Origin of the sequence: Rhodococcus sp. EPR-157, assembly GCF_001647195.1 — a bacterium.
Taxonomy (GTDB): domain Bacteria; phylum Actinomycetota; class Actinomycetes; order Mycobacteriales; family Mycobacteriaceae; genus Rhodococcoides.
On record NZ_LVCV01000031.1, the window covers coordinates 24550 to 36002 of the forward strand.

Here is an 11453-nt window from a genome sequence, read left to right on the forward strand (position 1 = left end):
TGAACGTCGGGCGAGAAACGGTGGGGCAGAGATGGGCGACGACGTCGAACAGCGGAAATTCTCTCGGCAGGACAGGCACCGATTCAGGCAGAAGGTGCAGGACTGTCTGGACGCACTCGCGATCATGTTGGCAGACGAGACGTTCGAGATCGGCGAACCCAGGATCGGGATGGAAGTCGAACTCAACCTCGTCGACGAGAAGATGGCCCCGTCGATGGCGAACGCGAAGGTACTCGACGCCATTGCCGATCCCGATTACCAAACCGAACTCGGACAGTTCAACATCGAGATCAACGTCGCGCCGCGACCGCTGCGAGGTACCAGCGTTCGAGAACTCGAGGACGACCTCAGGAAGTCTCTGAACGCTGCCGACACGCGCGCACGTGAGTCCGGCAGCCGCCTGGCGATGATCGGAATGCTCCCCACACTGTCCGAAGAGCACTTCGAACATCGATGGCTGTCGGCCAACCCACGCTACGACCTCTTGAACCAGCAGATCTTCGCTGCCCGCGGCGAGGACATCGAACTCCAGATCAGCGGTGTGGCTCTGCCGGGAGCCGAAGCAGCGGAGGAGCTGTCGACGATCACCGACACCATTCTCCCGGAGGCCGCGTGCACGTCGGTGCAGTTGCACCTGCAGGTGGCTCCGGACGAGTTCGCCTCCTATTGGAATGCGGCACAGGCACTTGCCGGCGTGCAGGTTGCTCTCGCCGCGAACTCACCGTTCTTCGCCGGCCGTGCTCTGTGGCACGAAACACGGATTCCGCTGTTCGAACAAGCGACGGACACCAGGCCTCAGGAACTCAAGAATCAAGGCGTCCGGCCTCGGGTGTGGTTCGGCGAACGATGGATCACGTCGATCTTCGACCTGTTCGAGGAGAACTCCCGCTACTTCCCCGCTCTCCTTCCCGTGTGCAGCGACGAGGATCCGAAAGCGGTACTCGCCGAAGGAGGTACGCCCGATCTGTCGGAGCTCAGGATGCACAACGGGACGGTCTACCGCTGGAATCGGCCGATCTACGACCGCTCCGGTGGCAGCCATCATCTGCGGCTGGAGAACCGGGTGCTCCCGGCCGGGCCCTCGATCGTCGACACACTGGCCGACGCTGCGTTCTACTACGGCACGGTTCGCACGCTCGCCGATGCCGACCGACCACTGTGGACCCAGATGACCTACGACGCAGCCGTCGAGAACCTCCACTCCGCGGCCCGGACCGGCTTCGGCTCTCGTCTCTACTGGCCGGAGGTGGGATGGGTGAGCCCCCAGGAACTGGTGCTCCGCCGCTTGCTCCCGATGGCCGACGCCGGACTCGCTGCCTACGGCGTCGAGAGCTCGGTGCGAGATCGATACCTGGGTGTGATCGAAGGCCGGTGCCTGAGCAAGAGATCCGGCTCGGTGTGGCAACGCGATGCCGTCGTCGCCCGGGAACGCGCAGGAGACGACCGCGAGTCCGCTCTGGCAGGCATGCTGGCCGACTACCTCACCCTGATGCACGAGGGCCGACCAGTGCACACGTGGTCGTTCTGAGGCATACGATTCGGTCATGCTGTATCGAGCGCTCGCGGACGTGACGATGGTGCTGCACCTGGCATTCATCGTGTACGTCGTCGTCGGTGGGTTCGTTGCGTGGCGGTGGCCGCGAACGATCCTTCTGCACGCGTGTGCGGCCGCATGGGGTTTCGCATCCATCGTCGTCGGTATCGACTGCCCGCTGACCTCACTGGAGAACTGGGCGCGTCAACATGCCGGCGGAGCCGCACTTCCGTCGACCGGGTTCATCGATTATTACCTCACCGGAGTGATCTACCCCGACAGTGCGCTCGCCGCCGTACGACTCACTGCAGCGTGCGCTGTCGCGCTCTCCTGGGCCGGATTCTTCGTGATCCGCGCGCGCTCACGCTCGGTTCTTCGACTCACGAAGTGATACGCGTTAGTGTCCGTATATGACTTCGACCGATCCGACCGACAGCACTCCCACGCAACGTGACTACGACATCGTGGTGTACGGCGCCACCGGGTTCGTCGGTCGTCTCACGGCGGCGTATCTGGCGGAGCATGCGCCCGCGAACACGAAAGTCGCTCTCGCCGGTCGGTCGCTGACGCGGCTGGAGGCCGCCAGAAAGGCACTACCCGCCGGTGCCGCGCAGTGGCCGCTCGTCGAGGCCGATGCGAGCGACATCGACTCGCTCCGCGCACTGGCCGTCAGCACGCGCGTCGTGATCACCACTGTCGGCCCGTACGCGAAGTACGGCTTGCCGCTGACCACGGTGTGCGCAGAATCCGGCACCGACTACGTCGACCTCACCGGTGAGGTGCTCTTCGCCAGAAAGAGCATCGACGCCAATCACGAGATCGCTCGGAGCACCGGTGCCAGGATCGTCCACTCGTGCGGTTTCGATTCGATTCCGTCGGATATCGGTGTGCACGTGCTGTACTCGGCCGTCACCGACGACGGAGCGGGCGAACTCACCGACACCACACTCGTCGTCAGCGCGATGCGCGGCGGGGTGAGCGGCGGCACCATCGATTCGTTGCGAACCCAGATCGACGAGGTCAAGAAGGATGGCAAGCTGCGCCGCCTCGCCGCACGGCCCTACTCCCTGAGCCCCGATCGGTCGCTCGAACCGGATCTGGGTCGCCAGTCCGACGTCGCACTTGTCAACGGTAAGGACATCGCTCCGGGCGTACGCGGCTGGAAGGCGCCGTTCGTCATGGCGTCGTACAACACGCGCGTCGTCAGGCGTAGCAATGCTCTGCGAGAGTGGGCCTACGGCAAGGAATTTCGTTACCGGGAAGTAATGTCCGTCGGTTCTTCCATTGCATCGCCCGTCATCGCCGGTGCTGTGTCAGCGGGCCTCGGCGCGGTAGTCGTCGGCATGACCGTGTTGCCGAAGAAGATTCTCGATCGCGTGCTGCCCAAGCCGGGCGAGGGTCCAAGTCCCAAAGCACAGGACAGCGGGCACTTCACCATGGACCTGTACACGACGACGACCTCGGGTGCGCACTACCGGTCGAGGGTGAAGGCCACCGGCGATCCCGGTTACAAGGCGACGTCGGTGATGCTCGGTGAGTCTGCGCTGGCATTGGTGCACAACCGAAGTGAGTTGCCCGACGCTGCAGGCGTTCTCACCCCGGCCACTGGGATCGGTGATGCCTTGGTGACACGGCTCCGCGCCGCCGGTTTCGAGATCTGGGCCAAGAAAGTTTGATCGACGATCCAGCCTCGGTGCCCCTGATCGTCGACGTCGACACCGGAATCGACGACTCGCTCGCTCTGCTCTACCTGCTGGCCAGTCCCGAGGCCGAGATCGTGTCGATCGCGGCCACCGCGGGCAACGTGCCGGTGAACCAGGTTGCCGCCAACAACCTGGCGTGGCTCGATCTGTGCCGAGCCGGCGATATCGAGGTCACCCTCGGCGCACAGACACCCCTGGTCGCTCCGCTGATGACTACCGAGGACACGCACGGGCCGCAAGGTATCGGGTACGCCGAACTGCCGCGTTCCGCCCGCGCGATGTCCGAACGCGACGCGGCCACCGCGTGGGTTGAGTTGGCCCGTGAACGGCCGGGTGAGATCACTGGGCTCGTGACCGGACCGCTGACGAATCTGGCGACGGCAATTCGGATCGAGCCAGCTCTACCGCAGCTGCTGAAGCGACTGGTGGTGATGGGTGGCGCGTTCCAGCATCCAGGAAACACGACGCCGACCAGTGAATGGAACATCGCCGTCGATCCGGAAGCAGCAGCGGAGGTGTTCGCGGCATTCTCGGGCCTGCCACACGGCCGGCTACCGATCATCTGCCCGCTCGACGTCACCGAGACCATCGAAATGACTCCCGCGCACGTCGCGCAGCTGGCCGCCCGCGCCGGAAGTACTCCCGCCGAAATCGTGTCGGCGACCGATTCGTCGACGACGAGGTCGACCGCGTCCAATCCGCTCGTCCGCCACTTCTCCGACGCCGTGCGGTTCTACATGGAGTTTCATCGCGACCACGACCAGGGATTCCTCGCACACATGCACGATCCGTTCGCCGCGGCCGTCGCACTGAATCCTGGTATCGCGACAGTCCGTCCGGCGACGGTGGACGTCGAGCTGAACGGAACGTTGACTCGTGGAACGACGGTCGCGGACTGGCGCGGAATGTGGGGGCGTCCCCGCAACGCAGTGGTCGCAACCGCTACCGACCCCGCGGCCTTCTTCGACGACCTCATCGAACGGGTCGGAGCCCTCGCGTCCCGTCTGTACTGATTACTCCCTAAGCCCCATCGAACGCATCGAGCAATTCCTGAGCTCCCAAAGCAGCGGTCAGCGAACCGTCGCGGACACGGCGTTCGACGCTCGATCGGACGGCTTTCACAGCGGGGTTCTGCGCGAGTCGACGCAGAAGCTGATCGTTGACCATCGTCCACGTCCAGTCGACCTGTTGCGTACGACGCTTCTCGGCGAACTCGCCTGCATCGGTCAACACTTGCCGATGTCTGAGCACGGTGTCCCAGAACTCGTCCATCCCGGTCTTTTCCAGCGCACTCATCGTCAGAACCGGCGGCTGCCAGATCGCGTCGTGCGGATAGATCATGCGTAGAGCACCGGCGAGTTCGCGCGCTGCACCCTTCGCCTCTACCGCGTGCTTGCCGTCGGCTTTGTTGACGGAGACCAGATCGGCGAGTTCCAGAACGCCCTTCTTGATGCCCTGCAACTGATCACCCGTACGCGCCAGAGTGAGAAAAGCAAAGCAGTCCACCATGTTCGCAACAGTCACCTCGGACTGCCCGACACCGACTGTCTCGACGAGGATGACGTCGAATCCCGCTGCCTCGAGCAGCACGATCGTCTCGCGCGTTGCCCGAGCGACTCCCCCGAGGGTGCCCGACGTGGGCGACGGTCGAATGTACGCGTCTTTCTGGACAGCCAAGTTCGCCATGCGCGTCTTGTCGCCCAGGATCGATCCACCTGTCCTAGTCGAGGAGGGGTCGACGGCCAACACCGCGACCTTGTGCCCCTTGTCGATCAGGTACATGCCGAGCGCGTCGATGAACGTCGACTTACCGACGCCGGGAACGCCGGTGATCCCGACACGGTGCGACCCACCAGCCTTCGGCAGCAACTTCAGCAACAGTTGCTGCGCTAGGTCACGATGGTCGGTACGACTCGACTCGACCAGCGTGATCGCGCGGGCCAACCCAGATCGCTCGTTGGCCAACACGGACGCAGCCACGGCGTCGATGTCGATGTTCCGGCCTGCTGGCTTCTTCGGAGCAGTCATTCTTTACGCGGATGCCTCGTGGGTGTCCGTACTCGGACCGTGTCCGAGTTGCTCCGACAACTTCTGGACCAGCCCGATAGCTGCGTCGGCGATGACCGTCCCCGGTGGGAAAATCGCCGCGGCGCCCGCCTCGTACAGCTCGTCGAAGTCTCCCGGCGGGATGACGCCGCCGACGACGATCATGATGTCGGGGCGATCCACGGCTGCGAGTGCTTCACGCAAGGCGGGAACCAAGGTCAGGTGACCGGCTGCCAGCGAGGAGACTCCGACGACGTGAACGTCGTTGTCCGCTGCCTGGCGGGCGACTTCCTCCGGCGTCTGGAACAGCGGGCCGACGTCGACATCGAATCCGATGTCCGCGAACGCGGTCGCAATGACCTTCTGTCCACGGTCGTGACCGTCCTGGCCCATCTTGCAGACCAGTACGCGTGGGCGTCGTCCTTCGTCCTCGGCGAACTGCTCGACCAACTCGGTCGCTCGGGTCAGGTTCTTCGCTTTGCCTGCTTCGTCGCGGTACACACCACTGATTGTCCGAATTTCGGCCTGATGGCGCCCGTACACCTTCTCCAGCGCGTCGGAAATCTCCCCGACGGTGGCCATCTTGCGTGCGGCGTCGATCGCAAGATGGAGCAGGTTGTTCTCCATACCGGACTCGGTCGATGCGGCCGCGCGGGTCAGGTTCGCCAGAGCCGCCTCGACTGCTTCGGTGTCGCGTTCGGCCCGCAACCGCTCCAGCTTCTCGATCTGCTCGCGTCGCACCTTGGAGTTCTCGACCTTGAGAACCTCGATGGTGTCGGGCTCGTCCGGCACGTACTTGTTGACGCCGACGAGTGGCTGCCGGCCCGAGTCGATACGTGCCTGAGTGCGTGCGGCGGCTTCTTCGATGCGGAGTTTGGGAATCCCCTCCCCGATCGCTTGAGCCATGCCTCCTGCTGCCTCGACCTCTTCGATGTGTGCACGTGCGCGATTGGCCAGCTGATGGGTAAGCCACTCCACGTAGTGCGATCCGCCCCACGGATCGATCGGGCGCACCGTGTTGGACTCCTGCTGGATCAGCAACTGCGTGTTGCGCGCGATGCGGGCAGAGAAGTCGGTCGGCAGTGCAAGTGCTTCGTCGAGCGCGTTGGTGTGCAGTGACTGTGTGTGTCCCTGAGTTGCCGCCATCGCTTCGACACAGGTCCGAGCGACGTTGTTGAACACGTCCTGCGCGGTCAGCGACCAGCCCGATGTCTGTGAATGTGTCCGTAGCGAAAGCGATTTCGCACTCTTCGGTTCGAACTTCTGTACCAGCTCGGACCAGAGAAGACGACCGGCGCGAAGCTTTGCCACCTCCATGAAGAAGTTCATTCCGATGGCCCAGAAGAACGACAGGCGCGGAGCGAACGTATCGATGTCCATGCCTGCGTCGAGGCCGGCGCGAATGTACTCCACACCGTCTGCGAGGGTGTACGCCAGCTCCAGATCGGCTGTGGCTCCGGCTTCCTGGATGTGGTACCCCGATATCGAGATCGAGTTGTACTTGGGCATCTCGGAGCTGGTGTACGCGAAGATGTCGGAAATGATCCGCATCGACGGCTTCGGCGGATAGATGTAGGTGTTGCGCACCATGAACTCTTTGAGGATGTCGTTCTGAATCGTCCCCGCCAGCTTCTCGGGACCGACACCCTGCTCCTGCGCGGCGGCGACATACAGAGCCAGGATCGGCAGCACCGCACCGTTCATGGTCATCGACACCGACACACTGCCCAGGTCGATACCGTCGAACAGCTGCCGCATGTCATAGATGGAATCGATGGCGACGCCAGCCATTCCGACGTCACCCTGTACGCGCGGATGATCCGAGTCGTAGCCGCGGTGCGTCGCGAGGTCGAACGCGACCGACAGGCCCTTCTGCCCGGCAGCGAGATTCCGCCGGTAGAACGCATTCGACTCGGCCGCGGTCGAGAATCCGGCGTACTGACGGATCGTCCACGGCTGGTTGACGTACATCGTCGGATACGGCCCGCGCACGAACGGCGGAGCGCCAGGGTAGCTGGCGACTGGATAGCCTTCGGCCTCGGCTTCGTCGCGGTCCGCCTTGGTGAACACCGGCTTGACGTCGATGCCTTCCGGCGTGGACCAGACCACCTGCTCGGCGGTGTAGTTGTTCGCCGCCGCGCCCGCCTCGATATGGGCCGCGACGTCCGCTGCGGTCGGTGCCGTCGGCGTCGGAGTGTGCGGGTCCTTCAGCGGCACATCCGCGAAACTGCCGATGACGTGTGACGTCCGGGAGTCATGAGTAGTCATCGTCAGGCTCCAAGGGATTCGAGAAGATCGGTCAGGACGGCGACGGCGTCGACCTGGGCGGTCAGGAAATCGTCGGGCCGCTCGGGACCTGCGATATCGACGAAGACCTTGTCGGACCCGGCGAGAAGGACTCGCTCGATTCCGGCTCGGCGTAGCGCAACAACTGCGGCCCCCGCTTCGGCCGCATACCGCTTGTCGGTTCCACACAGGACGGCGATTCGCGCGCCCGAGGCTGTGACGGCACCCGCAATGGATTCGGTGGTCAGCGGACCCGGGTTCTCGGTATGAATTCCGCCCGACGCAAGAAGATTGGCCGCGAAGGTCGTTCGGATGTTGTGCTCTGCAACCGAGCCGATCGGCGCAAGCAGCACCAATGGCCTGACGTCGTGCTCGGCGAGGTATGCATCGGACCGGTCCCGCAGCGCCTCGAATGCTGCGCCGTATCGGTGCACGACGGAGCTCTTCGTACTGGGAGGCAGTGGCGCTTCGGCGAGATTCGGGAATTCGTTCACCCCGGTAAGCGGTGTGCGCCGGTGCGCGATGTCCGAATCGCGTGCCGTCTTGACCGCTGCGATCGAGGCAGCGAGCGACCCCGAGTCCAGTGCAGCAAGGTATCCACCGTCGGCCTCGATCTCCTGGGTGAACTTCCATGCCGTCTCGGCCAATTGGTCCGTGAGCTGCTCGATGTACCACGATCCGGCGCCGGGATCGAGTACGCGACCCAGATGCGATTCTTCGAGCAACAGCAGCTGTGTGTTCCGAGCGATGCGCGCCGAGAACGTCTTCGACACACCCGCGGCTCCCCCATCGAGAGCCACGTCGAACGGAAGGACGGTGACTGCGTCGGCTCCACCGATGCCCGCACCGAATGCGGCGAGAGTCGTGCGAAGCATGTTCACCCATGGATCACGTTGCGCCATCATCGCTTCCGACGTGACCGCGTGCTGCGGTGCACCTCCGAAGGTCGGCGCACCGACCACCTGGGCCACCCGCGCCCACACCATGCGCGCTGCCCGGAACTTGGCGATCGTCTGAAACTGATCATCGGTTGCAGCGAACCGAAATTCGAGCTGGCTCAGTGCCTGAGCGGCGGTCGTACCGGCCGACGTCAACGCGCGGAGGTATTCCAACCCTGCGGCAACAGCTGCGCCAATTTCCTGTGTGTCACTCGCACCCGCATTGTGGAAGACCGTGCCGTCGACGGTGATCGCACGCACCCGTTCGGGTCGCTCGATCGACTGACGCGCAAGTGCGACGACGGCGTCGAGCGAGGGCGCCCTTCGACCGGAGAACTTCGACGTCAGCGTCGCCGCACCGAGTCGGATGTCGATCGCGGAGCGGTCGACGCCATCGGCGGCATCGAGCGCTGCCAAGAGGGCATCGGCAGCATCGACCGTCTCCGCCCCGGCATCGACGACGATCGGTACGAGGTCGAACAGAACCTCGCTCAGTGCACGCTGGATTCCCCCGACGGAAAGATCGGATTCGCCGATGCAGAGCCAGAGAGCACTGACGCCGTTGTTCAAGCCGTCGAGGATCGACCGATTGACGGCCTCGGGATCGGACTGTCCGGCACCGAAGCGCGCACTGACCTTCCAACCGGCGTTCACGTCACGTGTTGCATCGCGGCCGCGAACGTACGGGAACGCGCCGGGCAGTGGAGCCTCGGGCTGTTCGTCCAATGAGCCGTAGAGGGGGTGGATGGTGACCCCGTCGTACGTAGTGGTGTCGAGCAAATGCTCCGGATCACTCGGGAGATCCTCGATGTCGACTCTCCGCGACTTCGCGAGAACCCCGGCGACCGCCTTCTGCCACGCTGCATACGCGCTTCGTGAGGCGTCCTCTTGTGAAGCATCTTCTTGTGAAGCAACGGACACGGTGAATGCTCCCTCGACTCAATCGACTTTCGGTCGATCGACAAATTGCGACTTCTGTGATGTTAACCGCGATTGCTCCGACACTATCGTGAGGATCACCTCACGTTTGCACGGGAGGTGGTTTCGTGGCGTTCACCACTTCGGTGCACGCCGGTAGTGTCGGTGGATGTGATGAGGCGCTTTCGAGATCCACGGCTGATCGGCCTCGTCGTACTCATCCTGGCCCTCGCACTGGCGGGAATTCTCGCCCCACATCCCTCGATCGAGCAGATGCGCGAGTGGTCCGTTTCGATCGGTCCGGCGTTTCCCCTCGCGTTCTTCGCGGTCCACGCAATTGCGACCGTGGCACCGATTCCCCGCACACTGTTCACACTGGCCGCAGGCGTGCTGTTCGGTCCGGTCACCGGTCTCGCTGTGACCGTCGGCGCCTCGACCGTCAGTGCGGTGTTGGCGCTGGTGATGGTCCGTGTCGTCGGAAGAGAATGGTTCGCGACCAGAATGACCCACCCCGCCGCTCGGATGATCGACGACAGCCTCGCAAGGCGAGGATGGCTGGCAGTGGGGTCATTGCGGCTGATTGCCCCCGTCCCGTTCTCGGTCGTGAACTATTGCTGTGGAGTGTCGTCGATTCGTCTCGCACCGTTCGCCGTTGCGACGGCGGTCGGCGTCGTACCAGGAACCGTGGGCATCGTCGTCCTCGGTGATGCCCTGGGCGGAAACGCGGATCCGTTGATGCTCGCGCTGTCCGGTTCGTGCATCGCCCTGGGTGTTATCGGACTCGTGATCGACTGGCGGCTCTCGATCACGCGCCGCGAACGATCGGGTCAGCCCTCGAAGCTTGACCTGGAAAAGTCAAGCCATAAGAGTTGACATCTCTTTGTCAACTCCATAGCCTTGTCGGATGTTCGTGATGACCATCGACCAGCGGCGAAGTCGACGTGATGTCGATCGCGTGGAAGCGCTGCTCGACTCGATGCGCGACGTTCCACTCCTGCGGCCGTTCGACCGAACCGCAGGCGACGAGGTTCAAGCTGTGATCGAAGGTTCGGCCACGGGCGCCCGCACTGTGATCGACATCGCACTGACACTGGTTCGACTCGGAACTTGGAGTGTGGGAATCGGAATCGGAGCGGTCGAAGAACCTTTACCGAAAACCACCCGAGCAGGACGCGGCGCAGCGTTCGAAGCGGCACGCGAGGCGGTCACCCGCGCCAAGAACGCACCCGGCGGCGTCGCAATCAACACGGCCGACGCAGATCGTGCGAGTCGATGCCGCGACGCCGAAACCGCGCTTGCACTCGTTGCGCTCCTCATCACCGACCGCACGGAACAGGGACATGAGGCGGCAGACTTGATGGCTGCCGGGCTCACCCAGACACACGCAGCCGAACGTCTGGGGATCAGCAAGCAAGCCATGTCTCAAAGACTGTCGGTGGCGAGGTGGAGCATCGAGGCCGACGGACGACGACTGGCCACCAACTTGCTCACCGACATCGGTGTCTGCACACAGAAATCGGGGAACCCATGACAGTAGCCACCCTCGTACTGCTCGCGCTCGCCGCGGCTCTGTCAATGGTGCCGTCCCGGCCACCGCTCCCACACTGGACCACCGCACTCGCCTCGGCGACGTTGCTGGGTGTCGCCGCCGTCACGGGGCTGCAAGCCGACCGTGTGCAGGGCGTCGCCTTGGCGACGACCTACGTCGTGACCGTCGTCGCAGCCGCGGCGGGCGGGTCCGCGATCGTGACGGCGGTCTTTCGTCTCGCCCGCCGCGACGGAACGCCCGAACCCGACGGCCAGGCCGGGCCCCTTCACGGCGGTCGAACGATCGGCGTACTGGAGCGGACCGCCGTCGCAGCGTCGATCCTCGCGGGATGGCCCGAGGGCATTGCAATCGTGTTGGCCGTCAAGGGGCTGGCGCGCTATCCGGAACTACGCGCCGCCGAAACGCACACCGTGCCTACTCACCCTGCCGCCACGTCGGCTTCCGAACAATTCATCATCGGCACGTTCACCAGCGTCGTG

Annotated in this window: 10 protein-coding genes; 7 read left to right on the forward strand and 3 right to left on the reverse strand. The window is 64.0% G+C overall.

The annotated features are described in order from the left end of the window. Positions 1 to 31 precede the first annotated feature (31 nt). The 4 genes from A2J03_RS01290 to A2J03_RS01305 are packed head-to-tail and all read left to right on the forward strand — an operon-like array spanning position 32 to position 4250. On the forward strand, positions 32 to 1528 hold the full coding sequence (locus A2J03_RS01290) for a glutamate-cysteine ligase family protein (protein WP_068368633.1): 1497 nt from the start codon (positions 32 to 34) through the stop codon (positions 1526 to 1528). 16 nt (positions 1529 to 1544) lie between these two features. Next, positions 1545 to 1925: a DUF2784 domain-containing protein gene (locus tag A2J03_RS01295; protein WP_068368636.1), complete on the forward strand. Its 381-nt coding sequence runs from the start codon at positions 1545 to 1547 to the stop codon at positions 1923 to 1925. Positions 1926 to 1944: 19 nt separating this feature from the next. Then, on the forward strand, positions 1945 to 3210 hold the full coding sequence (locus tag A2J03_RS01300) for a saccharopine dehydrogenase family protein (protein ID WP_068368640.1): 1266 nt from the start codon (positions 1945 to 1947) through the stop codon (positions 3208 to 3210). Further along, entirely contained in the window at positions 3210 to 4250 is a 1041-nt protein-coding gene (locus A2J03_RS01305) for a nucleoside hydrolase (protein WP_197480552.1), read from the forward strand. Before A2J03_RS01300 ends, A2J03_RS01305 begins: the two co-directional genes overlap by 1 nt. A 7-nt stretch (positions 4251 to 4257) precedes the next feature. Here A2J03_RS01305 and meaB read toward each other — a convergent pair whose 3' ends face one another. The 3 genes from meaB to A2J03_RS01320 are packed head-to-tail and all read right to left on the reverse strand — an operon-like array spanning position 4258 to position 9428. Continuing rightward, positions 4258 to 5265: a methylmalonyl Co-A mutase-associated GTPase MeaB gene (gene meaB, locus A2J03_RS01310; protein ID WP_068368646.1), complete on the reverse strand. Its 1008-nt coding sequence runs from the start codon at positions 5263 to 5265 to the stop codon at positions 4258 to 4260. A 3-nt stretch (positions 5266 to 5268) separates the two neighbouring features. Next, entirely contained in the window at positions 5269 to 7551 is a 2283-nt protein-coding gene (scpA, locus tag A2J03_RS01315) for a methylmalonyl-CoA mutase (protein WP_068368649.1), read from the reverse strand. Positions 7552 to 7553: 2 nt separating this feature from the next. After that, positions 7554 to 9428 (reverse strand): methylmalonyl-CoA mutase family protein, encoded by a 1875-nt coding sequence (locus A2J03_RS01320; protein WP_068368652.1) that lies wholly within the window; start codon positions 9426 to 9428, stop codon positions 7554 to 7556. Between the two features lie 171 nt (positions 9429 to 9599). Between A2J03_RS01320 and A2J03_RS01325 the strand changes: the two genes are divergently transcribed. From A2J03_RS01325 to A2J03_RS01335, 3 genes are all read left to right on the forward strand, one after another. Beyond that, the gene (locus A2J03_RS01325; protein WP_082897513.1) at positions 9600 to 10298 is read left to right on the forward strand and encodes a TVP38/TMEM64 family protein; all 699 of its coding nucleotides are present in this window, start codon (positions 9600 to 9602) and stop codon (positions 10296 to 10298) included. Between the two features lie 31 nt (positions 10299 to 10329). Beyond that, positions 10330 to 10956 carry a hypothetical protein gene (locus tag A2J03_RS01330; RefSeq protein WP_068368655.1) on the forward strand — a complete coding sequence of 209 codons (627 nt, stop codon included), beginning with the start codon at positions 10330 to 10332 and terminating at the stop codon, positions 10954 to 10956. Then, a partial coding sequence (locus tag A2J03_RS01335) for a hypothetical protein (protein ID WP_068368658.1) occupies positions 10953 to 11453 on the forward strand: 501 nt, incomplete at its 3' end. The genes A2J03_RS01330 and A2J03_RS01335, both read left to right, overlap by 4 nt.

Coding starts and splice junctions, on each gene's coding strand:
- A2J03_RS01290 (WP_068368633.1), top strand. CDS start 32: ATGGGCGACGACGTCGAACAGCGGAAATTCTCTCGGCAGGACAGGCAC.
- A2J03_RS01295 (WP_068368636.1), top strand. CDS start 1,545: ATGCTGTATCGAGCGCTCGCGGACGTGACGATGGTGCTGCACCTGGCA.
- A2J03_RS01300 (WP_068368640.1), top strand. CDS start 1,945: ATGACTTCGACCGATCCGACCGACAGCACTCCCACGCAACGTGACTAC.
- meaB (WP_068368646.1), bottom strand. CDS start 5,265: ATGACTGCTCCGAAGAAGCCAGCAGGCCGGAACATCGACATCGACGCC.
- scpA (WP_068368649.1), bottom strand. CDS start 7,551: ATGACTACTCATGACTCCCGGACGTCACACGTCATCGGCAGTTTCGCG.
- A2J03_RS01325 (WP_082897513.1), top strand. CDS start 9,600: ATGAGGCGCTTTCGAGATCCACGGCTGATCGGCCTCGTCGTACTCATC.
- A2J03_RS01330 (WP_068368655.1), top strand. CDS start 10,330: ATGTTCGTGATGACCATCGACCAGCGGCGAAGTCGACGTGATGTCGAT.